This is a genomic window from Halorubellus litoreus, from assembly GCF_037081675.1.
Classification (GTDB): Archaea; Halobacteriota; Halobacteria; order Halobacteriales; family Natrialbaceae; genus Halorubellus; species Halorubellus litoreus.
The window spans coordinates 201464-226311 of the sequence record NZ_JAZAQL010000002.1; the positions used below are offsets into that span (position 1 = coordinate 201464).

Annotated in this window: 15 protein-coding genes; 8 read left to right on the top strand and 7 right to left on the bottom strand. The window is 54.3% G+C overall.

Annotated features, from left to right (window positions below):
- Positions 1 to 172: 172 nt before the first annotated feature.
- Complete coding sequence (locus tag VYJ16_RS08325) at positions 173 to 835, top strand: recombinase family protein (RefSeq protein WP_336349849.1); 663 nt, start codon at positions 173 to 175, stop codon at positions 833 to 835.
- A 268-nt stretch (positions 836 to 1103) separates the two neighbouring features.
- Here VYJ16_RS08325 and VYJ16_RS22235 read toward each other — a convergent pair whose 3' ends face one another.
- Both VYJ16_RS22235 and VYJ16_RS08330 read right to left on the bottom strand, forming a co-directional pair.
- Positions 1104 to 1211: a ribbon-helix-helix domain-containing protein gene (locus VYJ16_RS22235; RefSeq protein ID WP_464379839.1), complete on the bottom strand. Its 108-nt coding sequence runs from the start codon at positions 1209 to 1211 to the stop codon at positions 1104 to 1106.
- A gap of 137 nt (positions 1212 to 1348) precedes the next feature.
- A complete protein-coding gene (locus VYJ16_RS08330) occupies positions 1349 to 2242 on the bottom strand; it encodes an AAA family ATPase (RefSeq protein ID WP_336349850.1) in 894 nt (297 codons plus the stop codon).
- 1223 nt (positions 2243 to 3465) lie between these two features.
- Here VYJ16_RS08330 and VYJ16_RS08335 point away from each other — a divergent pair.
- The gene (locus tag VYJ16_RS08335) at positions 3466 to 4368 is read left to right on the top strand and encodes a hypothetical protein (protein WP_336349851.1); all 903 of its coding nucleotides are present in this window, start codon (positions 3466 to 3468) and stop codon (positions 4366 to 4368) included.
- Positions 4369 to 4696: 328 nt separating this feature from the next.
- On the opposite strand, the gene VYJ16_RS08340 is transcribed toward VYJ16_RS08335, so the two are convergent.
- On the bottom strand, positions 4697 to 5848 hold the full coding sequence (locus VYJ16_RS08340; RefSeq protein WP_336349852.1) for a hypothetical protein: 1152 nt from the start codon (positions 5846 to 5848) through the stop codon (positions 4697 to 4699).
- Entirely contained in the window at positions 5841 to 7595 is a 1755-nt protein-coding gene (locus tag VYJ16_RS08345) for a DEAD/DEAH box helicase (protein WP_336349853.1), read from the bottom strand. The genes VYJ16_RS08340 and VYJ16_RS08345 overlap by 8 nt, the downstream gene beginning before the upstream one ends.
- Before the next feature lie 1054 nt (positions 7596 to 8649).
- Between VYJ16_RS08345 and VYJ16_RS08350 the strand changes: the two genes are divergently transcribed.
- Positions 8650 to 11856: a DUF499 domain-containing protein gene (locus VYJ16_RS08350; protein WP_336349854.1), complete on the top strand. Its 3207-nt coding sequence runs from the start codon at positions 8650 to 8652 to the stop codon at positions 11854 to 11856.
- Positions 11857 to 11864: 8 nt separating this feature from the next.
- Here the strand turns inward: VYJ16_RS08350 and VYJ16_RS08355 are convergent, their stop codons facing one another.
- Positions 11865 to 13700, bottom strand: a complete 1836-nt coding sequence (locus tag VYJ16_RS08355; RefSeq protein WP_336349855.1) for a DUF262 domain-containing protein — start codon at positions 13698 to 13700, stop codon at positions 11865 to 11867.
- Between the two features lie 526 nt (positions 13701 to 14226).
- Here VYJ16_RS08355 and VYJ16_RS08365 point away from each other — a divergent pair.
- Positions 14227 to 14679, top strand: coding sequence for a coiled-coil domain-containing protein (locus VYJ16_RS08365; protein WP_336349856.1), 453 nt, complete (start codon positions 14227 to 14229; stop codon positions 14677 to 14679).
- A gap of 118 nt (positions 14680 to 14797) precedes the next feature.
- Here the strand turns inward: VYJ16_RS08365 and VYJ16_RS08370 are convergent, their stop codons facing one another.
- Positions 14798 to 17896, bottom strand: coding sequence for an ATP-dependent nuclease (locus tag VYJ16_RS08370; protein WP_336349857.1), 3099 nt, complete (start codon positions 17894 to 17896; stop codon positions 14798 to 14800).
- Between the two features lie 382 nt (positions 17897 to 18278).
- Here VYJ16_RS08370 and VYJ16_RS08375 point away from each other — a divergent pair, with 382 nt between their 5' ends.
- Positions 18279 to 20939, top strand: a complete 2661-nt coding sequence (locus VYJ16_RS08375; RefSeq protein ID WP_336349858.1) for a DUF1156 domain-containing protein — start codon at positions 18279 to 18281, stop codon at positions 20937 to 20939.
- A 10-nt stretch (positions 20940 to 20949) separates the two neighbouring features.
- Here the strand turns inward: VYJ16_RS08375 and VYJ16_RS08380 are convergent, their stop codons facing one another.
- Positions 20950 to 22011: a hypothetical protein gene (locus tag VYJ16_RS08380; RefSeq protein WP_336349859.1), complete on the bottom strand. Its 1062-nt coding sequence runs from the start codon at positions 22009 to 22011 to the stop codon at positions 20950 to 20952.
- Between the two features lie 167 nt (positions 22012 to 22178).
- Between VYJ16_RS08380 and VYJ16_RS08385 the strand changes: the two genes are divergently transcribed.
- From VYJ16_RS08385 to VYJ16_RS08395, 3 genes are all read left to right on the top strand, one after another.
- Positions 22179 to 22562 (top strand): DUF8076 family protein, encoded by a 384-nt coding sequence (locus VYJ16_RS08385; RefSeq protein WP_336349860.1) that lies wholly within the window; start codon positions 22179 to 22181, stop codon positions 22560 to 22562.
- 67 nt (positions 22563 to 22629) lie between these two features.
- Entirely contained in the window at positions 22630 to 23697 is a 1068-nt protein-coding gene (locus VYJ16_RS08390) for a hypothetical protein (RefSeq protein ID WP_336349861.1), read from the top strand.
- 5 nt (positions 23698 to 23702) lie between these two features.
- On the top strand, positions 23703 to 24845 hold the full coding sequence (locus VYJ16_RS08395) for a hypothetical protein (RefSeq protein ID WP_336349862.1): 1143 nt from the start codon (positions 23703 to 23705) through the stop codon (positions 24843 to 24845).
- Positions 24846 to 24848: the final 3 nt, after the last annotated feature.

Genomic DNA, 24848 nt, shown 5'->3' on the forward strand with positions numbered 1-24848 from the left:
ATTGGTCGGCAATAGATTGCTGAGAGATGGGAGTGCCCGCTTGTGAAGAGGCCATTCTCATCATTGGCCTTCTCAGGGCGAAGAGGAATCCCAACATGGGGAGGTACTGTACTCCTTGCCCATATGGGCATAAATTCTGTCTTTTAAATATCTAGTCACCGTGGGCGAATGTATGCCTGTAGCTGCCTACGTTCGGGTTTCGACTGCGGACCAAAACCTTGACCGACAGCTCGAAGCGACTCACGAATACGCTGTCGAAGAACTCAGCGCAGAACCTTCCTCCATCAAAGTGTATCGAGACAAGTCCACTGGAACTGATGTTGAACGGTCAGGATATCAACGTCTCCTTGAGGACGCAGATGCCGGCCGAGTAGACGCTGTCGTCGTCCATGAAGTCTCTCGTGTGGCGAGAAGTATTTCCGACCTGGAACGCACTGTTGAACGACTCCGAAACGCCGGCGTTGCGGTACATATCGTGTCGAACCGGATGGTTCTACGTCCCCAAGCCGAAGACGAAGACCCGTATCAGAAGGCACTCATCCAGATGCTCGGTGTGTTTGCGGAACTCGATGCGAAGATTAAACGCCAAAACATACGCCAAGGAATCGCCGCCCGACAAGAGAGCGAAGACTATCATCACGGTCCGGCACCGCTCGGATTTGAGAAAGACAACGGTGAGCTTATCGAGGCGGGTACCTACCATCGCGTCTGCGAGACACTGGAGCAAGTAGCCAGGGACGAGATGAGTCAACGACAGGCAGCCAGTGAACTCGACTGTGGTCGTAAGACAATCAGAAGAGCGGTTAATGAGAGGGCCGATTTGTACGGCCTCTAACTTTGAAACAGGACCAGCGCATTCGCTCCTGCGATATGATCGTGCTGGCAGTCAGTCGTTCAGTTTCTCAGTCGCAACATTATCGGCCCTTCCTCGTTGTATGTACAGCGTTGTGTCGATGAAACCACGCCTCTGCCGTGGGTTCAATCGTGTGCTCTGTCTTCTCCTTTGGAATTCTATACGCACTCATTTCTCTCAGCTATCGATCCTGGATGACTTCCTCACAGTCCTCTACGTGAGGTGCACCACAGGCTATGAGTTAGTCTCTTCAGAAGCCCTTCAGACCCTGCTTGACGAGCATGTTGATTGCCGCGTTCCGTGACATACCCATCTCGTCGGCTAACGCATCAACATCCCCTACGAGGTCTTCGGGCATCCGCTGCGTCAGTTGGACTCGGTCAGTTCCGGATTCGTCAGAGTCGTCTTGATCTGCCTGGTCGTTGGTCGAATTCGCTTCGTCAGTGATTTTGCGTCTTCCCATCGTTATGATTTCAGTTTGATATCACAGAACATTCATTCTGACGTCTCTTCGACTTCGGGCTCGGTATACTCGATCGCCTCTGTAAGGTCGACTGATATCTCAGAGCCGGCATCATGTGCGTGCTGGTACGCGGCGAGGTCGACTAGCTCCGCGCACGCGGCAGTAATGACAGCTGGTACGCCCTGCGCGCGTTCGTGAATGGTATCCAGTGCATCTGTGCTGAACGGTCCGATGCCAATATCGTCGAGAACATCCTCATTGGTGGGGTCCCGACCTGCCGCTGCTGCAAGGCGACGTTGGACCAGTTCAGTAGTCTGCTCACGCTCAAAGGGTTCGAGTTCGAGCTTGTAGCTGACGCGTCTCTGGAAAGCGCGCCCATCGCTTCCGAGGTCGCCAATCGCGTTCCACTGGCTGCTCATCCCGGTGAGGATGACTCGGAAACGGTCAAGATCATTCAAGAATTGAATCGTGTGGAGCGTGTCTGGATCATTGAGCCCAAATTCGTCGATTCCGAGCAAGTGTGGGTCGCCTCTATAGCTCTTGACGTGGTCTCGAATCTTCTGTTCGGTTAGCTTCGTCGACGACGACTTCCCGACGCCGATTTGGTCGGCTACAATAGACGTCAATTCGTACGGCGTGACGTTGTGCTCACCGATGTACGTGGTCGTGAATTCGTCACTGTACTCCTCAAGTAGCATCTTCAACAGCGTCGTTTTTCCGACGCCGCTGAAACGCGAATGGATGAGGATTGGACCTGTGTATGACCGTATATGCGACGCAATATCGGCAATCTCATCGTCGCCCGGTAGCACGTACTCACCGATAGACGCGCCATGCGCGAACGGATTTCTTTCCCATCTATGATGCTGCAAGTACTTCTGAAGTTCTTGATCGGTTCCATCTGTAATCTCACGTATTCGTCCCATCTGTAATCACTTCACTATCATTCTGATATCAATCTGGCATCTAAGTGTTTTCTCTCTAAGGCAATAAAAGTGTGGAGGATGCCAGAAATCCGAACGTGAGTATTCGCCTGATTGACTGGCTATTGACCAGCAGCCACCAAGCGATTTGAATTTCCGGCTACTGTCTACAGGAGGAGTAGGCCGAGTGCCCCGGGGCATGATCCCGAGGAAGTTCACGACCATCTGTTACTGACCCCTATAAAGGAACAGTGGAAATAGCGTCGTCGTCGCCAGTCAGAAGCGTCGCCTTCACATGCTCAGCACTCGCCATCTTGAACGAACTATCGAGTGCCGAATTGCACTGGAGAACGTCGCCGAAAGCGTCCAACCAGTTGTTGATGATGCGTACGGTCTTGTAGGTGTAGGCGTTGAACCAACCGAGGTCTTTCTCGGCACTCCGTGCGGAACTGCCAGAATGTCGGAGGAAGCGGTGGCCGATATAGCGATGCGGTCTCGGCACGAACCAAGAAACTGAAGAAAGCTGTTAATATCATCAACATTGTAAGTCCGTACAATGCCCTGGCGGCAGACAAACGCATCCCGGTGACCGAAGAGACGAGGAAGAAGTTCCAGCAGCTCAAGTAGCCCGGTCAGACTTACGACGAGCTTCTACAGGAACTACGCAGCATCGTCGGAAGCAGGACCTAGAGCAGCGCTTCCAGGACTTCGAGGACGCAGACAGCGACGAATTGACATCCCTCTCGGGTTTCTGACTACGATGTCCTCCTCGGCGACGACGCACCCAAGTTCCTCAACGTCGCCTGCGACAAGACCGAACAAATGTGGAACGTACAACTCCTTTGGTCGAACCACGTAATTCAATGAACTTCCGGGATACCGCTCGCGGGCATCAGCGAGGCATACCGTAATCAAGACGCGTTTGTGACTGAACTCACAGTCTCCGGCATCGATGTCTCATCGGTACGGCACTTCCTGTAACTAGACCAAAATCACGAATGGCGTGCCGGTTCCCTGCTCTATCAGTGCGCTATCGTGGCGAGCAGAATCAATAAGACCTCGAATGTATTGAGGTTGTACAGCTCATCAAGGATAAGCCACTCCTGAAATCAGTATTCAGGTCCGGAGTCAAGCAGTGCTGATTAAAAATAGGCCCGCGAATAACCCGCTGGCAATGTCGAGTCCTCACTCCCTGAGCTTTAAATCAATTCTCGCATAACTATTGTATGGCAAGCGATACTGGACGCTTGGCAGACAAGTACAGTCTCGGGACGACTGAGAAGCAAATCCTGTTCAGTGTCACTGGTTGGTTCAACGCCTACTCAGTTGATATTCAGGGCCGAACACATCATATCGGGCGCGATCCAGAGCCGACCTTACGGGAACTCTGCAGCAGTATCGAGTTGTGGAGCCCACAGTCAGAACGGGCTCATCAAGCGATGATTGAAGCCGGGCTGTTCAAGTCACCCAAGCGCGATGAGAAGGTCTACATCGCTGGCCGCCGGTGTAAGTGGCTCCCGACAGAGGACTGCCTGACGGTGATCGAGAATCTCTTCAAAAACCACGACGATGTCTATCCGCCGTGGGCGACGACCGAGCATTCCCGCCCGCCAACGTTTCGGGACGGCCCGGAGTTGATGAGTCACAGAAAGGGTGTGATGGTGGCTGGAGAGTCGCTCAAGCGACTGAACGATGTCACGCATAACGACTACTACCCACAGGGTAACCTCCCACAGCGACCGGACCTCCGAATCTACGGACCTGACCCTGAGCCAATAGCGAGAGTCGAGGTCCTCACGAATCACGGAAATACGGGCACGTGGGAAAACAAGTTCACGGCATGGCAATCAACAGATGCTGGCCCAACGATCTGGCTATTCGAAAACCGACGTGGGATGGTCAGATTCTGGAACCATCTGGTTAGGCACGGTTTCATCCAGCTCGATAATGGAATGTTCGGTGGGGAGGCACAGAACTGGTCGTCCACTCGTGTGAACGACCGGTTAGAGCGCAGCCGTGACGGTCATCATGCGTACTCGTCGGTTGACTTGTGTTGGACGATGCCTGGTATGCTGGCTGCCGACCGGATTGACCTCCACGAGTGGGCGAAAGCCCTGAATATAAAGTAACTTACATACTCATTTGTAGCCCACCGGCCGAGGGCCTAATCAACTATTCCACCACTATAATCTGTTTCGTACACCCCGGGGGACAGCGCTTTCTCGTACGTCCGATGAATAACTCTACCGGGGGGTGTACGTGTGTACGAGGGGGGTGAGCGGTCGGGTGTACGAGTCACGGGCCGGAGGCAAGGGCCTCTAACCCGCCATATGAACTATTATTTTCATTTACTGGAGCGCGATTTAGTAGTGCTGTTAGTCCACCGGACACTCCCACGGATTGCGGGTCTCTACAGGACCTCTTTCACCACCTCCCTGTGGGGGCGAGAACCCACATTTAATTTCCACAGGTCTCGCACTGCAGCCCATTGTTAAGACAGTACAGTATGTTCTGTCGGTCGAAGGTTCTACCGCAGGCGTGGCAACTGACTTCCTCTGTCACCCCGACGCCGCTTCCGTATCCGAGAGTCACGACGTGCGTACTATCCTCTGAGGTCAATTCGAACTCTATCTCTCCTCGCTCGTATTCGACCTCGGTGAGTGTTAGCGGTTCCAGCCGAATCTCCAGAGCGTGTCTCTCACGGATTTCGCGTTGGCGCTCGGGGAATCCCTGATCACGACGACGGCGCAGGTCGGTGAGTTCGGCATCGACTTCTTGGCGTTCGGCTTTCAGCTCCTTTCGCTTTTTCAGTGCCTCTAACCGCTCGTCCTCCTCGTCACTATTTGTTCGGCCACTCAGTTCTTCGATTCTCGAAGCCAGACGCGAATCCTTCTCTTCGAGTTCTTCGATGCGTTGCTGCTGCATTTGTCGGTACTCCTCAACTTCAGCATCGGCGGCCCTCGAAGCATTCTGATGGACGTCGTCGACCGTCTCTCCTATTCGGTCGATGAGTTGCTCTCGTGCGATATCGAGTAACGGCCGAACCTCGGTGGTTTCGACTTTCGCCTGTTTACTCGAAGCCGTCTCGTTGTCCAGCGATGTGATTTCCAGAAAGGTCTCTTCCAGTGTTGGGAGTATCTCCTCAGATTGGGCGTCTACTGCGACCGTTCGCAGGAGTTCAGTCTGGTACTCGCTGACGGTTTCGATTCCCACTTGGAAGAGGACGACGATCGCTGTTCGGTCGTAGTAAGGTGCGAAGTCTACAGAACGAATTTCTACGTCGCTTTCTTGAAGCCATTCGGGAGCTTGAATCTCGACGTCGTTCGCTCCGATGGCGATTCTGCCCGTAGGAGTTTGCTCACTTGCTTCCGAGATGAGCTGTTGGAAGAACGAACTCTCGGGATGGAGCGGTTCGAGGTCACCGTCGTCGGCGTCGTCGCTACATATCAGCGTAACGCCTCCTGACAGTAACTCACTATCGAGCCCGTTCGGGACGTTGACAGCCCATCGCTCATCTTGCCGCTCGATCTCACAGCCGAGTGAACGCAGATACCGATCGGTGAACCGCTCCACAGCCGACTGAGTCACAGGGATGGCGGCGTCAGTCATCGCTGGCACCCAAGTCGAAGCCGTCGAAGACTCCGCTGTTGAATTCCTCCAATTTATCCGCGAGCTCCCGTTGCTCCTGAAGGTCGATGGCCATGTCGTCGAAGTCGTTCTCTAAATCGACCTCGGAACCGGCGTTGACCAATCGCTCGAAGATTTCGTCTTCGAAGCTGGTCCCGGATTCCTCCAGCCGGCTTAGTATTGAGCTCAGTTCACCGATGCTCTGCTGGAACAGGTCGATCTTGTGGTATAGCCGCTCCAGTACATACTCCTCGACCGTGTCCTTCAACGCCATATTGAAGATGTAGACCTTGCGCTTCTGGCCGATTCGGTGGATACGACCTATTCGCTGTTCGACGCGCATTGGGTTCCACGGCAAATCTAAGTTAACCAACATGTTACAGAATTGGAGGTTCCTTCCTTCGCTCATGGCATCGGTTGAAATAAGTATGCCGCCATCTTCTTCGAAGTCTTCCACGATCTGCTCTTTCTCTTGACTGGAGTGACCGCCGTGGAACGAGTGGACCGTGTAGCCCTCTGAGGCGAGTCGTTCGAGGACTTGTCGTTGGGTGGCCCGGAACTGCGTGAAGACGATCACGCGCCCCTTCTCGACGTTGTCGCGGGCCTCTTCGACGATGTCGAGCAACCGCTCCTGTTTCGTTATCGTGTCGATGTTCTCAACCAGGTCGAGAATCGTCTCTAACTCGTCGGCATGAGTGAGCTCCGATTGCTCGTGCAGGCGCTTCTCGATAGTGTGTTTGAGAGCGGCGGGACTGCTAACGACCTCCTTCTGCAGGAGCATCAAGACCAATTTCTGGCCCTGGTTCTGACTGTAGGCCCCCTTGACGTAGTCGGACACCGCTTGGTAGAGTTCTCGCTCAGCCGGAGATTGGTCAAACTGTCGCGTATCGACCGTCCGGTCGGTAAAGTCGATATCCGTGTCGGCCCGCCGGTTCCGAATCATCACCTCGTTCAGCCGCTCCTGGAGCTCGTTGCGGTTGACGAGCGTCTCCTGATCGCTGTTCACGAAGTACTGATGGAAGACGTCGCGTGTCCCGAAGAGTCCCGGCCGGAGCAACGATACCACGTTGTAGAGATCGGTCAGTTCGTTCTGAATCGGCGTCGCCGTCAAGAAGAACGCATAGTTGTATGAGAGCCGGTCGATCAGGTCGTAGCGGTCCGTGTCCTCGTTCTTCACGTAATGAGCTTCGTCGAGGACGAGGACGTCCCAATCTCGCTTGAGCACCGTCGAACGATGACGGTCGCTCTTGGCCGTGTCGATGCTTGCGATGATGTAATCGTGGTCGTCGAAACCGCTGAACTCGTCGTCGTAGTTACACACGAAGTCGAGGCCGAACTTCTCACGGAGTTCCGCCTGCCACTGCTTCGCCAGCTGCGCCGGAGTGAGGATGAGGACCGAGTCGTCCGTCTCTCGGAAATGCATCTCCTTGAGTATCATCCCCACTTCGATTGTCTTTCCCAACCCGACTTCGTCGGCGAGGAGGGCCTTTCCACCCATCTCGAAGAGGGCTCGATACGCGGCGTCGACCTGATGTTCGAGCAATTTAACCGAGGTCTCGTCCAGTTGCTTCAGTGATCGGAGCTCAGAATCAGGCTGACCGGCTTGGAGGCGAACAGCTTGAACGCTCTGAGTGTGGTCTCCGACCCTAGCGTCCTCCGACAACGAATCGAGCAGACCGTCCGCAGATTCGTGTGTGACCTCGACGTCGACGAGGTCGTACCCGTCCATGTACGTGTACAGTCAACTACTACTCAAATACGTTTGGTGAGTCGAAGTGTCTCCCTGATCGATGGCTGAAGGGATCGTCACTCAAAGTCGGAACCGGAACACCGACGAATAATCTGCGACTTCGTCGGCGCTTTCGATTTCAGACAGGATTTCCACTGCGTTGGCATGCTCTGTGCTCCCGATATGTACCTCCCAATCAAGTCGACCGGGAGAGCGATATGAGAATCCCGATGGGGCCGCTCAAAGATTGGGCCTGGATTCTACTTACCATATGAATTTATGACAGGGGGTGTTTCACGATAATTCTGCAATTCTGTCTCGCTGACCGCCAATATATGTTAGAGCCGTGCATATAATTCCATCAAGTAGTCAAAAATAGTGCTTTCCGGTCCTACCACGGGGGGAGGGGGTGTGTCGTGAATTTCCCGGTGGGGATAGTGGTGCCACAATTGCTTCGGGAAGCTGCCACCCGAAGCGTAGGTCGTTGCGAAGATTCCGCTTGCCGATGGGTCCCTTGGACTGATCTACTATGACGGAAATTCCGTCCGGATGGGATTGTCTTCCGCTATTGTACACGAGAGAACTTGCCTCGGGTAACGCGTCGAACAGTCAAAGACGGCATCGCCGTGCGACCGTCTGTTTCGACTGCACACCCCCCTAGTAGTCTAGTCCTCTATCTAGAAATATAATATATACTTTGTGGTAGCAGTGGTTTTGGCCTCTTAACTCTGAACAGCTCTCTCTCAACAGCGGATCGAGAACGACCACAAATCTGTAGACCGGCCTATACTCGGCTTAGAACGGTTTTCAAGCGGTTCGTTGGGATTACTTCCCGGGTCGAACTGAGGATGTCAGGTCCTCTCTTATTCTATCCGAACACCTGAACACACCCCAAGGAATTCGTGACACACCCCCTCCCCCCCTCCATCACCGCTGTCGTCCACACGGCAACTGAGAGTCGTAACCGAACGAAGCGGTCGTCACTTCTCATCCTCTTTACAGTCTACGACCAGAGTGTTTATTGAGCCATGCTGATGTGTGTCTGAGTATCCAAATGGCAGAAACATCGGCTCTGTCGCAAACGCTCGAAGACACGGTCATCCTGAGCCGCGAGCTTCGAGAGGATGGGCAGATCGACGGGCAGGTGAAGCTCTACAACGTCGACGACGATGGAGAGTTCGAGTCTGATGCAGGACTCTTCTTCGAGCGGACATTGATGACACAGGGGCTCAGGGAGGCACTGACGATCCTGCGTGATTCTCTCACTGGCGAGGACCCACGTGGAACGCACATCCTGTATGGTCCCTACGGCAGTGGGAAGTCCCACCAGATGGTGGCACTGTATCACTGCTTCGACGACCCGAGAGCCGCGGGTAAGTGGGCCGCGGACTCTATCGAAGGGTTCGACACCGCGCTCCCGGAGTCCGCGACGCCAGTCACGGTCGCCATGCAGAACGAGCAGTATGAGTACCTGTGGGAACCGTTCTTCGAAGCGCTGGACTACGACCCCGGCACCTTCGACTCGGGCGGCTACCCGGACATGCAGAAGATCCAGGAGGCCGTCGGCGACGAGACGGTGGCGTTCTTCGTCGACGAGCTGGAGGACTGGTTCGACACGCTCCAGGGCGACCGGAAGAGCGCTAACAAGGCCTTCCTCCAGTCATTGCTCGAATCGACCGCGCTCTCAGACCTCGAACTCTACACGATCGTCTCCGTTCTCCGCGAAGGGTCCGAAGTCCACGATATCCTGAATCGTGAGCAGGCGGTCGAGGTCAACATGAACAACCAGGTGGACAAGCGAGAGGTCCTCCGCCACCGCCTGATTGACTCCGTAGACGAGAGCGCGGCCCGTGAAATCGTCAACGGATACTATGACGCGTACGACCAATCCGACCACGTCTCACTCCCTGACGATCTCCTGTCGGAGATGCACGACCTCTACCCGTTCCATCCCGTCCTCCTCGACGCCCTCGAAACGCGGTACTACGCCGACGAGGACAACCAGAACACACGTGGGATGATCTATCTCTTCTCAAAGGTCCTCCTGGAGATGCGAGACCAGACGGACCTCATCACGCACGGTGACGTCGACGCCATCGAGTTCGAGAACGAGCTGGCGAAGATCAACTACGAGCGACTGAACGCCGCGACGGGCGACATCAACAGTCGCGTCGACGACGAAGAGGTTCCGCACGGTCGTCGCATCCTCAACACGATTCTACTCTACTCGTTGAAGCCGAGCGAGGGAGAGGGTGCCGATGTCTCGGAAATCGTCATGGGGGCGTACCAGACAGGCGATCTTATATCTGACGTCGTACTCAACCTCGAACGTCTCCACGGCGTCGCCTGGCACCTCCACAAACTCAACGGAAAGTACGCGATCCGAGACCGACAGAACCCGAACGCGCTGATTCGAAACGCGGCCGTCGACGTCTCGGAGACTGCGGCGAAGGCCGAGATAGCGGACTTCATCACGGACATCTTCGGGTCGAACGCGTATCCCGTCGGGTTCCGGACGAACGACCTCCGGGACATCCCCGACGACCGCGAGGTCAAGGTCATCGTCAAAGACGGCCAGTGGGCTCACGAGGAGGTCGAGCGGGTGATTACGAACGATGGGCGGGGCCGCGAGTGGCGCAACACCCTCGTGTTCGTCCAGCCATCGGGGGACAAGGCGATCGAGTCCGGCACGCGGTACATCGACAAGGCCCGCTACATCGAGGGGGCGCGGCAGGTGCTCGCGGACGAGTCCTTGGACGAGGAGATCCGCGAGTCGATGCAGGCGATGAAAGAGCAGGAAGAGAACGAGCTCCGGGAAGAGCTTCAGTTGCTGTACGGAGAGGTCCTCGACGGCGACGACCTGCTGAACGAGTTCGATATGGCTGCGCCGATGGACCTCGATGTCTACGTGCTGGACGGGGCGGAACTCGACGCGTCCAATATCGCGGACTCGGCTGCGGCGGACCCCTACGACCTCCAGTCCCACGTTTGGGACATCACCGAGGACCTGTTGGACCGACGCGGAGAGGTCTCCATCGATGAAATATATGAGCAGTTCCTCCGAGTCCCCGACCTGCCGGTCCCCGGGAGCGCCAACGACGTCCTGAACGCGACCGTCGAAGCCCTCGACGGGAAGCCGGTCCTCGCGCGGGACTCGAAGGGATTCCGGGACGACCTGTCCGGCAGTTCGCTCGACACCGTCCTCGTGGAGAAGGAGGAGGTGGACGTGTGGGGGGTCGACGACGTCGAGCAAGCGCTCCGACAGCGGTTCGGGAGCGGCGAGACCGCTATCGACATCGGCGACTTCCAGGTTGACCTCGTCGAAGATGGCGAGGTCTGGATCGACGGTGACACGCTCGACGTCGTTATGCGGGCTATCGGCCGATTGAACCGCGAAGACCAGTACGTCATCGTGCACGGTAACGAGATCCTCGACAAGCCCCAATCCGACGCCACGCTACGCGACGTCGGGGGCGCGACGGTCGTCGGAGCCACCCACCTCACCGACCTCATCGAAGAGAGCATTGACGAGAACGGGTACGCGAACCTCGACGCGATAATCGGCGAGGTCCGGGCCGACGAGTCGGTCTTCCTGCCACCGGACGAGACGCGAGACGTCGCCCGCGAGGCGGTCAACGAGTTCCTCGTCGAGGACCACGTCCTGGAGGCCGGCGGCCGATACCTGGAGTCGCTCGGCGACCGCGAGCCGACGACTGTCAAGATCGTCCCGACGGTCCCGGACCGCATCGGCGACAAGATCCTGGAGTACATCGGGGACTTGGACGCCGGCGACCAGTTCACTGTGAACAATGTCGCCGACCGGTTCGACAGCAGCGTCACCGAGTACATGGTCCGGACGTTCCTGCTGGAGAACATCGGGAAGGAGGAGGAACCGGAGTACGTCGTCAACACGACGGGATCGGACAAGGCGTCCGATTGGGTGCCGGGGTATCCGTTCCGGAAGGCCGACGCCGACACCCCCACCTGGCGGTTCGAGTACAAAGGCGACGACGTCGCCGCGCTCCGGACCAAGTGGCGCGATAACCATCAGACGGGGTCCGTGGAGTACGGCGACGTCACGTTCATGTTGCCGGACAGGGAAGGCATCCCGAGCGCGCTACAGGGAACCGCCGGCGTCGACCGAACGCAAATCAGTCTCACCCTGCGGTCCGGCCAGGACTACACAAAGGTACAGGATCTCTTCGAACGCATGCCGGACGAAGCGACGAGTCTGAAAATCGAGATCAGCTTCGAAAAGTAGCTTCGCCGTCAGTACCAGTGCGAGGACTCGGGGTCCTTCCAGACCTCGCTGGCCCGGTCAGCGAGCCACGCGCCGCGTTCGGCGATGGTCTCCTCGTTCCATTCATCGGGCCACGTATCGACCAGATGCTTGTTGAGGAGAAGCACGGTGTGGTCGTGAATTGCCTCGCGTTTGTCCTCCCAAGCCGAATTCGAAACGGAGGGATTCAGTTTGTCGGTGAGCACGGTCAGGTTCCCGACCTTGTTCTTGACTTCGTCCCGCTCTATCCGCTCGACCTCCGCGGGTTGCTCACCGGGGAGCGACCAATTGTGTGACCAGTCTTGCGGGAGGATGTGCTCGATTTGCAGGTCCTGCGTGATCTCCAGCGTCTCGCTGTAACCCGTGTCGCGGAGGTCGCGCTCGATGGCGGAGAACACCATCTTCAGGCGTCGCTGATTGATCCTCGACCAGTACTGGAGGTCGACCATCGCGTTCGCCAGGTCGTCGTCAGTGGGCCAGTAATCGCTCTCTCCCTCCTTGCCTTGGAAGAAGGCGACGACGGTGTCGCCGACGTCCTCGTCGTCGGTCTCCTTCAGCTCCTCCAAGAGCTCGATGAATATCTTGTTGTAGTTCTTCGAGGTCAGCCGACAGAGCATCCGTCGCATCAGCCAGCTCTCGATCGCTTCGACGGCTTTCACACGCTGATTGGATGGGATGTCATCCTGGCCGAAGATGTAGAGAAGCACCGGGAACGGAGTGGTCGTGTCGAGCACGTCCAGCCGCCGGAGGAACACGGCCTCACGAGACTGTGTGTCCGGCTCCGTGAGCTCCTCGTAGATCGAGGCATAGTTATCGAAGTTCTCCAGAATCTCCTCCGTCGAGAGGTCCGTCCGATCCAGGAACTTGCGGAACGCCGGGAAGAGCTTCTTCGCGCGGATCTGCTGGCCCATCTGCATCGTGAGCCAGTGCATGATGAACACGTCTATCTTCGGGCGATCCAGTCGGCCCTGCGAGACCTCGACCCGCCACTCGTCCTCGTCGAACTGCCGCCAGTACTTGTCGTGGAGTTCACCGGGGTCGTTCTGCTCTATGGTCGCCTCCCGGAAGAGGTAGTTCTTGATTAGGTCGGCGGCGAGAAGCGGCGTTCCGCGGGCGTTGAGCGTCTCGAAGATGACCTGCGCGTCGTCGTTCGATTCGAGGTCGATGACGACGACCCGGAGGAGTTTCCACATCGTCGTCACGAGGGAGTCGAGATGTTCTTCGGTCGGTTCCGGGCCCTCCTCGGCCCACTCGCGGATCTGGCCGCTGAAGAACCGGAAACAGTCGTGGAGTACTTCGTCTCCGTCCAGCTCGGTGAGGTCGGACTCGGGGTCCGAGAGGGACATGACGTCGGTGAACGCCTCTTTGTCGGCTCCGATCGGCCAGACCTTCAGCCGATCTTCCTCGTCCCGGATCAGGTCTGCGTCGTTGTACATCAGCTTCTCGAACATCGACGCCGACTCCTCGCCACCGAGCTCCATGGACACCGAGTGCGCGGCCGACAGGAGGACCTGCAGCGTGATGAGGCGTTGCTGTCCGTCGATTATCTCCCGGGTCTCAAGCTTCTGCGTCGGCGTCGACTGCTGGTCGAGCACGATGGCCCCGAGGAAATGGGGTGACGTGTTGAGCTGCGCCTCGTCCCGTTCGAACTGGTCCTCTGCCTCTGCCCGCCGTTCCATCAAATCGTCGACGACCAGCCGAAGATCTTCCCACAGCAACTGCCAGTGTTCCTCCTGATTCCAGACGTACGGCCGCTGGAATCGCGGCACCACGTAGCGAGTGTCCTTCCGGAAAATGTCCTTCAAATCGAGTGTGTCCGCTTTCATCGATAGCTCAACAGTCACGTGGCAGCTATTTAAATGCCGTACGAATCTGCTCTCGGCGCTGTCTGAACGCCCCCCGATTCAGGGCTTTCGCTGTCCGACGAGGTCGTTCTTCGATTGCGTCGGGTCGTCTGGCAACGGTCCGTCAGGGATGCTGCTGTTCTTTGGAATCTTCTGCCTGGTCTTCGACGTAACGTGATCTTCTTGTATGTCTACGACTCTACACACCCACCAAGTGTCAGGCGATTCTGCTCCCTGAATATGGACCGGGCCGTAGGAGGGATTCGCTTTGTCTGAGGACACCGGATAGGTGATTGACTTTCTCCGTCGCGGTGTTTCACCTCTCGGGGAATGAACTCCGGTTGAAGCACCCTTGCGTCGGTGATAATAGGTGTCGACGAACAGCAAGCGGAATAAGCAGAAGGGGGGCCTTTCCGAATCTTCCGAAAAAGTATATTGTTGCAGGTCAGGTCATCGAAGAAGTGCTTTGAGGACAAATTACTACATCTTTGAAACCAAATATTGTTCCATGGCCGATATCACAGGCAACATAGTAACACAGACACAACGCCGGAGTTTCCTATTCCAGTGTGCCAGTTTGATTCTTGGGTCTATATTAATCCTCTTGGGAAGTTTCGTTCTCCGAGATTCACCATATCTCGGTGCCAGTCTTTGGGTTTGTGGATTGACAATTGACATGTACACGATTTATATTGTGTATCGGGAGATGGTCGACGTTCGTACGGACATCGAAACTGCTCGGAGCGAAATTCAACGAACGAAGACGGATATTCAAAATACGAAGGAGGAGATCGTTGAGATTCAAATGAAGGTGGAAGACACGGCCCAACGGATCGAGGGAATCGCCACAGATATGTATGATAGACAGGGCAGCACGGATATGTGGGACGAGCTGAAGACAACGCCTGCGAACCGGAAAAAGAATATTAGCCGGGATAAGGACGACCCGTACGAGTACTAGCAGTGGAGCCTAACCATTAGAAATTCGGCGTTCTTTGGTTGCCATACTATCGACGAATCTATCTACCCACGAATGAATTCAATGGAACGTCTAAATCTCTAAACGCTTGTTTCTGACCTCAGTTATCGATGTCCATTGCTGAATTGAGGCTGGCGAATACTCGATTAAAGGATACCACCTGATTTTCCTCTACGTCGCTCCGGTTCAGTCTTGAAGCGATTCTTTCGGCAATTTGTCGTTTACGAAGTTCGATATCTCCCTTTGAATCCTCAAGTTCCTCAGAGAAGGATGACTCCTCAAGGTACTCAATAAGAACTTTATCAAGTCGGGTGCCTTCATATTCGATACCACCAACTTCCCATCTCAAGCCATCGATTTCTTCAACCTGAGCATGTTCAAAATCACCCTCCAATTCTGAGGTGAAGTCTTCATATTCAGCGTTGAATTCGGAAACATATAGCTCAGGGTCAAACATGTCTTCTGTTACCACGTCTTCGCTATTAGATCGGTTTTCTAGCATAACAACCCGGTCAGAGTCTATGTCCGGATTGTGGTCCTCAATTCGTTCCAAGGCATCACGGCCCTCTTCATCACTATCCAACATAATTGCGTAATCGATTCCCTCGCTTGCTAGCCAGCTTGCCTGCCCGATAACATTGGGCGCTCCACGGACTGGCATAACAGACAGCTCTTTCCATCCAAACAGATCTCTGTCTAGCTCCTGGCTGAAATAATTAGCTACAGCTGCCACGATATAATACTCTGTTGGACCCTCGACTAGTAATTGACGGCGAGAGATGAAGGGTGACGAACCGAGATTCACACCTAATGCATTCCGCAGCGGTTCCAGCGTATGGCTATCGGATTTGAAGATATCTTCTCGTATTTTTGTGCCTCCACGTGGAGTATCTTCTACTGCGCGGATGCGCGAGGGGTATCTCTTATCAATTAAATATGGTGAATGGGAGGAGAAGACTACCTGTTCATTTTGCCCGATATCATTTACAGATTCCAACCAATCTCGTTTCCCCTCCGGATGCAGATAGACCGCGGGGTCATCCAAGAGCAAAACCTTGCTCTCAAGGCCGGAGTTGTTGGATTCAGCGAGTAAGTTGATATAGAAGGATAAGAACCATTGGAATCCTGCACTCCGCTGAGAGGGGTAAGTTAGCGGACGTTCATCGGTTGCAGAGTCCGGATTTAGTTGGTCTTGGATTAGAAGGTTTATTGTTTCTTTAGAAGAGTTCCAATTTATATTTATATTCAGACTCTTTTGAGACCATGCTTCATTTATTCGATCCTCGATTCTATTCTCGGCTTGCTCAATCGCGTTAGACCGGGTCAGAGTCGAATCTTCGAAAGTTTCCATAGAAATACCGCCAAGGTCCAAGAGATTATTGAAAGTTGGGCAGTCTCCGTTTTCGAGTTGTTCAATTGTGGCACTATCGGAGATAAGGCTGTAGCTATCGTAGTAAAGTATGTTCGGGGTAGGCAATTCCACCCGATCTGTATCAATATCGGCATCGATTTCAGCCTCGTAACTATTGTCAAAATATTTAGTTCTTGTAACCGTTAGGGGCATCTCTGCACCTTCTTCAAGATCTGGATAAAATTCTTCCACCAGAGGTTCTTCAAGCTTGAAGCGGAGAGAGATGATCGGCGTCTCCTCAGTAGTATCTGATATGCTCACCGAAGTTGATAGATCACGCTCTGTATATTCATACTCCGGCGAAAAAGAACGTATGGCTTCTAAGGTGGATGTTTTACCACTTTCATTTTTACCGATTAGTGTGGTGACATTTTCTAATTCAATGTAGCCAGTATCCCGGATATTTCTAAAATTCTGAATGCGGATATCTGAGATACGAACCGCTGGTCCGCGACTTGTTACCTGCGTTGCTTCGTCGTCTACCCCGTTATTCTGTTCAGTAACGGTTTCAGTATCTTCGCTTTCCGACGGGACTGCATCTGTGTTTCCACTTTGATCGGTTTTTGCATCTCTGTTCTTTTCTGCGTCCTGATCGGTATTCTGTTTTGAATCAGACTGACGAGACTCACGGGATAGCTCATCACTAGTAACGAGATCCTGAAGAGATTGGAGTTCCTCTGGTGAGGACTCTATCCGAGTGGATTTACTTCCCCTTCCAACGATATATTCACCGAGCCCCGCAGCCTCAACCGTTTGTAGCAGGGTGTTGATTGCCTTCCGAACGGTATCCTTCGAGTTACCAGTAAACCCAAACGTTGTACGTAATTCTTTTTCTATAGCTGGAGAATCAAGATTATCCGCATCTTTCTCCAACCCCTCGAATGATGCTTGGAGAATATGTCTATAGCTGGAATATTGGCTAATCGCTTCTTTAAACCATCTTTCCTGTTCTTCTTCGCTTGAGGAAAAAGATAGCTCATATCCTCGATCCGTCAACTGGTACCCGTCCTCTTCTTCGATAAACCCAAGAGCAACCCCGTACTGCGTTAGTCCCTGAATCTTCCGTTTAGAGAACTCAACTCCTTCGGCTATCTCATCAGTTGAATAAGTGCCTCCAGTAGAAAGAACATCGACTATCCTACAGAGATCCTCAGGTGAACCTCGGGTTGGAGGGAAATCAATATCTGGCATATCCTCGGTAGAGTAGTCATCAAATGCCTGCTGAGCAGTTTCAGAATCATTATTGTCACGCTCAATTTCCCCTTCCGATTCTTCAGCATCAGATGCCGTTCCGGTTGTTGAGGATTTTTTGACCAATCCTTCGTCAGAAATGTCGATGAATCCGAATAAGTCAAATATATCGATAGCGGTGGCGACGCTTGAAATATTCTCCTTATCAATTTCAAGTTGACCTGCGACCTTTTGCGAGAGCTCTCCTTTGGTGAAGTTTCCAGAGTCCACCAGGAATATTACTTCAGAAAATACGTCGTAGTCCATCAAGGACTCTTGTATATTTTCCTGAGCAGATGTCTTTGATTCTCCTACCTTCCTAAAGAAGTCGATTACGGATTTTGAGGGTACGTATACTCCCGCTTTTTCAGCTTCGATTAATCCAATATCGCTAAAGAATTTTAAACAGCTGGAAGTAGTGGCTTTACTTTGATTGATTGCCGCTTTTTTATAGTGAATCGGGGTTTCTTCTTGAGTGTACCTGGTTACCAGATCTTCGAGTGCATTGAAATACGCATCAGAACTGAATCTGTCTAGTGGGAGGGGAAGTTCACTCATGGTATTCTGGTAACAAGCATGGTACAAAAGGATTGTTAGAGCGTTAATAGGGGACTGACAGTATTCGTGTTGACTATTATAATAACAGTCTATGACGTCCGTGGAAAAGACCTGGAATTCGAATGATAATCCCGTTCAGCAGTCTTGTCATTCGCAACTACAGGCACTCCTCTGTGCTCCCCTTTGAGGTAGCTGTCTCTGATATCGGAGATTTCGACGGTGATGGTTTCCCCTACGTCCATGATGCTACTGTCATCGCAACCCCTCCTCTTCTAACATTCGGCTAATACCTCTACAGCCTATCAAACTACCTTACTCGGTCGGCGTGATGGAGAACGCACACTTATGGGGCTCGTCCGTAATTGGTCTCACATACTGAACTATGTCTGAACAGTCTGGATCTTCGTCGGGCCAGCGCGAGCGAACGGAACTTCCTATTGAGCGAGGGTTCCCGATAGAGCGTATCAACGAAATTGCCGAGAAGGAGGGGCGGGCAAAGATGTACTATCGTCCGATTTACACGATGCACAAGTGGTGGGCGCGTCGCCTCGGGTGCGTTTTCCGGTCTATCTCACTCTATACGCTCCTCGATGATCCAGACAAGGTCTCGGTGTTCGAACCCGGTCACGAAGGGGGTACGCTCGCGGACTACGGCGACGACGCCGATGGGACACCTGAGCTGGACATCTCCTCACTCCTCGAACGCGTGGACATGTCCGACCCCGAGAGCCTGTGGGAGCTGTACCCCAAGGACGTTCGCGTTGAGGACAAAAAAGTGCTCGACCCGTTCATGGGCGGTGGCACGTCGCTCGTCGAGGCCTCGCGCTTCGGCGCTGAGGTCGTCGGAAATGACCTGAACCCCGTCGCGTGGTTCGTCACAAAGAAGGAACTCGAAGCCGGCCAAACCGACGTTGAAGACCTTGAGGAGGCGTTCGAACAAGTCAAAGCGGAGGTCGCCGATGAAATCACGCAGCAGTACAAGACGCTCTGTCCAAACGGGGACCACGAAGCGGATGTGATGTACAACTTTTGGGTGAAAGAATTAGACTGCGTCTCCTGTGGACACACTGTTCCGCTGTTCAAGGACTATCGGGTGGCGAAGGGGCGATACGAAAATGACGACAAATACAATGTGCTCTGTTCGGATTGCGGTGCGGTGACACGGGTAGATGATTGGCAATCTGAATCAGTATGCAATGACTGCGGACATGGATTCGTTCCAAAGGAAGGAAATGTTTCTCGCGGTGGGAAATACAACTGTCCAGACTGCGGACAAAAATACGGAATCACCGATGCGATACAAGAGCAAGGTGGATACGATATTCGGCTTTATGCACTGGAGTACTATTGCGGTCACTGTGACGAGAGAGGCGAGCAAAAAAGCGAGCACAAGGGATATAAACAGGCTGAGGAGACAGATATCAACCGTTTCTTAGAAGCAAAAGAGGAATGGGATGAAGCAGAGGCCCTTCACGAATACGTTCCGGATGAGGAGATTCCACCGGGGCATATGACTTCTGAAAGGAACCCTGTCTTTGACCATGGATATTCCCACTGGACAGATATGTATAACGAGCGCCAACTGCTGTGTCTTTCAAAGCTCATGAAGGCTATAGACTCTTTGGAAGATCAAAACAGCAAAGAGTACCTTCTAATGGCTGTGAGCGGCATCTTGAGGACGAATAATATGATGGTGGGGTACGACTATTCTTATAATAAGATAGTGAATCTGTTTAAATCAAACTCGTTTGATCCACCTCACTCCCCTTGTGAGGGGAACGTTTGGGGGGCCGAGTTTGGCCGGGGTACATTCGAATCTATTTGGGATCTAATTATTTCCGGGGTAGAGTATGCTTCTGCACCGACCGAACGTTATGTTGAGGATGGGGAATCTAAAGAAACGGAGCCGTTCTCCCAACCTGTGGGTAGCAACTTCGAAATACACCAAGGTGATGCAAGGTCGATCTCAGCCGAATCTGAATATGATGCAGTAATCACCGACCCACCGTACTATGATAATATAATGTATTCTGAGGTTTCTGATTACTTCTATGTATGGCAAAAAATCCTTCTGGAAGATGAGCATCCAGGGTTTGATCAGACAAAAACACCACGTTCAGATTCTATCGTAACCAATCCATATTTCGGGAAGACAGCGGAGGATTTCGAATCTGAACTGGAACAGTCTTTCTCAGTAATCAAAAGAGCGCTCAAAGAGGAGGGTTCACTCACCTTCACCTATCATCACAGCGACTCTGATTCATGGGGAGAGCTCCTCGAATCACTCTGTAACGTCGGTTTCGAAGTTACGGCGACGTATCCTATTACTGCAGACATTAACAAATTCATCGGGGGAGAAGCAGTCTCTTTCGACATTGTCGTCGTCGCACGACCCATCGACGAGACGGAACCCGCCTCTTGGAACTCTCTTCGTCGAGATATCTACCGTACGGCGCGGCGTACCCGCAAGCAACTCGAAGAGAACCGCGAGCTCTCGCGGGGTGATATCGGTGTGATGGAGATGGGGGCGTGTTTCCGCGAATACTCCAAGCATCACGGGAAGGTCCAGCGCGACGGCGACATCATGTCTGCAAAGGAGGTCGTCCAGGAAATATACGGCATCATCCAGGAGGCCAGCGACATCGGCGTCGAGGACGTGTTCATCGATCTGCTGGACACGTCGAACGTCTCCTACGATGACGTGAACAAGCTCTCCCGCGGGACAAACGCCAACCCGGAGGACCTCAAGGAGATGCGCCTCTACAACCAGGACGACGGCTTCGAACTCGGGACGTGGGACAACGAGAAGCGTCAGGCGTACATCCAAGAGCGCGTCAACGGCGACGGGGGCGAACACCTCTCCAACCTCGACAAACTCCAGTTCCTCCGCTACCGCTACGAAAAAGGCCAGGCCGTCCAGAACTACGTCGAGAAATGGGACGTCGACGACGACATGCGCGAACTTGCCGGTCGCCTTGCCGACGTCACCGGCGACGACACCTACACGCGAGTGCTCGGCGACCGAGACATCACGAGCTTCTAGCCGGCAGCCGCTACCGGCTTTCCGCACCCTCAATCGCGGCTTCGTCGAGGTAGTCGCAGTCTCCCGGGAACACCGGTCGGCCCGCGTACTCGATCAGCTCCATCCTGAGTTCGTGAATTTCCTCTTCCAGAGTGTCGAGCGTCTCTGCCGCATCCAACGCCTTCTGATAGGGCTGGTCTTCGGAATCGACCTGATCGACCGTCTGTCGGAGTGCCTCGATGGCGAGACTGCGCGCCTCGTCCTCTGAGACGTCTTCGATGTTCCCTTCGTCGGTAGTAATCTGGAACATCCAACGGTGAGTCATACCGCCATAACTGAACCGTATTTCTCCGTTGGCTCTATCGGGATTGTTTCTATCCTCGAAGCCATCTCTAACCGGTTTCAGTTCTTCGTTCCAATCGTCAGACCGGCCACGTTCGACTTTCACCAAGCTCTCAAAGACCCACCTGGATAGGTCGACATCGGGCTCGATAGTAAGCGATTCACGCTTTAGCGAGCTGCCTTCAAACTCCTCTACGAACTGATTGCGGAGCTCCGCGAATGTCGATTGCCCGGCCTCGATATCATCCTTCTTCTCTTTCAATCCTGGTGCGTGATTCTCAAGCAGGTCGACGAAATACCGATCGTCTTCTAACCCGAACGGAACCGCTCCGAAGTCCTCGGGGCTGTGGTTGGAATAGATGGACTCTTCAGGCGGCTCGATATCAACTGCGGTCACCTTCGGTAGCCTTCGCTTGCTACTATCGATAATCTCGTCGACGCTGTCGATCGTCCGTGGCACGTCATCTGTTCCGAGCCAGGCATAAACACGCTCCCTGAGCGTCTCAGTGTGGCTCTGACGTACGTCGCGGTTGAGTTCCTGAGCGCGTAGGTTGATTTGGTCTTTCAGCAAGCTCGTTTGACGGAAATAAAGCACGACCAATGCGGCAGTCAGAAAACCACTGGTGACCACACCCGCGAACTGCATCCCCGCTATTCCACCCACGAACCACGCGATTCCAGCGAATACGGATATCAGCCCTATGATTACGAGAGCTAGCAATACGGTCTGTGGCGAATCCCGTTTCAGCATTCGTTGCCCTCACCTTCTCCCATGACTGATATAATATCTCCACTTCAACTCTATCGTATAGCCACGGACCCCATCTGAGCCCATTGTTTCATGCGGTCCGTCTTCCGACTTGGACAGATTCGACAGCGCAATTACTTAATGGTCCGCTGAGAGATATCGATTCGAGAATGGCAGGTCCAGGCCAGATCCCCGGCCGTTACAACCTCATCGTCGAGGGAGCACACGACGCGTTCGACCACCAGATGCCTGTCGAGGAGTTCCTTCGGCGGCTCAAGGAGGACGACGTCCCCGATGAGGTGAGCGTCGTCGGGCTCGCGGACGCGTTCCGGAACGACGACCTCACGGCAGACCTCGCACGCGAGATGGACCGCCGAGCGAACGATCTTGAGTACCAGAGCCCGACCGTACAATTCGTCGTCGAAGGCTCGTTCCACCGCAGCGGGAAGACCTATGACCTCCGCGACGGCGACGACCTGCACTCGCTACAGGAGGTCTTCGGACCACAACTGGAGCGGAAGGGCGACGGCGACTGGTTGGTCGCGCCGTTCTGATTCCAGGCGCGAGAGCCCGGGACAGTCACCGGTACTGATATGAAGCCCGCGTGGGGATGAAGAACTAATGGGTGTCTTCGAGGTCGAAGGGCAGGAGTTCCCCGACCGGGTGAGCTTCAACCACTATCTCGCGGAACACTACGACGCCCTCATCGAGGACGACCTCTACGTTATCGCGGGCCTCACGGAACACTCTCGTGAAGGGTTCCTCGACGTGCTGCGACGAGAGGGATACGAAGTCGTCGAGGACTACGGCGGAATTCAGAAGATCAGCTGTGATTTCGGTGGTGAGCGACCTGCGGAGTTCTACCTCTCCTACGACGTGGAGGAGAACGTCGTCCTCTTCTACACGGACATGCGGAAGACCGAGGAGATCGAGAACACCATCGAACCCCTGCTCGAAAACAAACCGGGGATTCACTATCTGTACATCAGCCCCGGCCTCCTACAGGACATACGGGAGCGAATTGTCTCCGAAGACCCGGCTACCGAAATCACCGAGTTCGTCGCAAAACGGACCGAGCGGACGGACACCAGTTCCCGCTTCCGGCCGGACGAGTGGCGGACGATCAATTACTACGGCCGTGACGGACTGGAGAGCCTCCGGGAGATGGAGGAGTCCTACGGCGTGTTGCCCCGAATCATGGAGTTCAACGTTCCCGGCGAACTCCGTTTCCGGATAAATCACGAAGGCGTGTTCAAACTCAAGGACGGCAGCCTTCTCCGGCTCTTCGAGCACATCGAGACGTGCATCGAAGAGGCTCTCAAAGTCAAACGCGCGTACGATCAAACCGACTTTCGGATGGTGAGGGCATCCGAGTCGTTAGAAGTACCAACGGCCGAACCCGCCACGCTCAACCTCCAGAACACTATCAAATACCACGAGCTGGACGACCTGAAGGAGAGCCTCAGCGAGGAGGGATACGTCCTCCTGAGCTCGTACGCAGAAGAGGGCTCGCTGTACTTCACCACGGAAATCATCGATCAGGTCAAGAAGAGTAGTTTCCGAATCAAGGCGAACGAGGGCCAGATACGAATCTACCCGCAAGACGGGAGCGACCTCGGGACGTTCTATCGGTTTTACGAGTTCATCCAAGACAGCGTCGACGAGCGCGCTGAGTTAGCACAGGTGTAGCGAGGATGGAACTCGACGACTGGAGTGATGACGAAATCCGCGACTACTACGACAGTCTCGTCGAGGAGAACTCGTTCCTGAAAGAGCTCAATGAGAAGCACCGAACGAAGATTCGTGAAGACGAGGAAGCGGTCGAAGTGGCGCGCAAGGAAGCCGAATCCGGAATCGAGCGGTCCAAGAAGCACGATTCGATGCTCACGTCCACGATCTCCGCGTTTCTCCCCGGCGGCCCTATAGAACGAGAGACGGGGTGGTCGTTTCGCGGCGCTGAACCACTCTCGGAGCGTAACGAGCCAAACGCGGACGCCGTCTTCTGCAATCCTGAACGGAATATCGCTCTCCTCGTAGAGTGCAAGACCAGCCTGTCGTCGCCCGGTAAAGCGCTCACACAGATATACGACGCCGCCGATGCGGTCCGAGAACACCGGCGTGAGGTATCGGAGAAGATCGGAATGCAAATCGAGGAAATAGAGACGGCGATCTGCGTTCCGAGCTACCTTGACGAGGAGATCGCGCAACGCATTGAACACGAAGAGCGCAACGGCGACGCCGAGGAGCAGGTCTACGTGTGGCGGCTGCACTATCTGCAGGAGGGCGAAAAGCTCGACCTGTTCACGAGTTTCGCGGACCGGACGCGTTCCGAAGCCACTCACGACAGCGAACTTTCACAGCTTCTCAACTCGGGAATCGAGATATCGAAGGAACGGCAAGTGACGCCGTCGTTCTATCCGTCGTCTCATGCGTTCCAGATTATGGAAGCCGCGTTCGCTCAACTTCTCAAGCGACGTATGAAGGACGACGGCCCGCTGCGTGACTTCACTGCAGAGGAACTCCGCGCGATTCTCACCTCGCAGCGACATTTACCTCACTACGCAGCTGAACAGGTCGGGGAGCGAATCTTCGACGGGCTCATGGAGCGTTTACGGTCCGCCGGTCTCGTGAAGGAAATTGATGCCGGGGATACTGACCTCAACGATGGTTCCGAGTTCTATCGCTACCGGGTTCGAGGTCGGACCGTCGAGACAGTCCTCAGTAATCTGGACGCGAAATATCGGGAAGATGCGCTCGATCGCAAACTCGAACTGGAGGCGAAGAAAGCGGCCCTCTCCGAGTTCGATGAGAGGCAGAGTTCTTTGGAAGACTTCTGACCG

Coding starts and splice junctions, on each gene's coding strand:
- VYJ16_RS08365 (WP_336349856.1), top strand. CDS start 14,227: ATGGCCGATATCACAGGCAACATAGTAACACAGACACAACGCCGGAGT.
- VYJ16_RS08340 (WP_336349852.1), bottom strand. CDS start 5,848: ATGACTGACGCCGCCATCCCTGTGACTCAGTCGGCTGTGGAGCGGTTC.
- VYJ16_RS08335 (WP_336349851.1), top strand. CDS start 3,466: ATGGCAAGCGATACTGGACGCTTGGCAGACAAGTACAGTCTCGGGACG.
- VYJ16_RS08355 (WP_336349855.1), bottom strand. CDS start 13,700: ATGAAAGCGGACACACTCGATTTGAAGGACATTTTCCGGAAGGACACT.
- VYJ16_RS08390 (WP_336349861.1), top strand. CDS start 22,630: ATGGGTGTCTTCGAGGTCGAAGGGCAGGAGTTCCCCGACCGGGTGAGC.
- VYJ16_RS08330 (WP_336349850.1), bottom strand. CDS start 2,242: ATGGGACGAATACGTGAGATTACAGATGGAACCGATCAAGAACTTCAG.
- VYJ16_RS08325 (WP_336349849.1), top strand. CDS start 173: ATGCCTGTAGCTGCCTACGTTCGGGTTTCGACTGCGGACCAAAACCTT.
- VYJ16_RS08345 (WP_336349853.1), bottom strand. CDS start 7,595: ATGGACGGGTACGACCTCGTCGACGTCGAGGTCACACACGAATCTGCG.
- VYJ16_RS08350 (WP_336349854.1), top strand. CDS start 8,650: ATGGCAGAAACATCGGCTCTGTCGCAAACGCTCGAAGACACGGTCATC.
- VYJ16_RS08395 (WP_336349862.1), top strand. CDS start 23,703: ATGGAACTCGACGACTGGAGTGATGACGAAATCCGCGACTACTACGAC.
- VYJ16_RS08380 (WP_336349859.1), bottom strand. CDS start 22,011: ATGCTGAAACGGGATTCGCCACAGACCGTATTGCTAGCTCTCGTAATC.
- VYJ16_RS08375 (WP_336349858.1), top strand. CDS start 18,279: ATGTCTGAACAGTCTGGATCTTCGTCGGGCCAGCGCGAGCGAACGGAA.
- VYJ16_RS22235 (WP_464379839.1), bottom strand. CDS start 1,211: ATGCCCGAAGACCTCGTAGGGGATGTTGATGCGTTAGCCGACGAGATG.
- VYJ16_RS08370 (WP_336349857.1), bottom strand. CDS start 17,896: ATGAGTGAACTTCCCCTCCCACTAGACAGATTCAGTTCTGATGCGTAT.
- VYJ16_RS08385 (WP_336349860.1), top strand. CDS start 22,179: ATGGCAGGTCCAGGCCAGATCCCCGGCCGTTACAACCTCATCGTCGAG.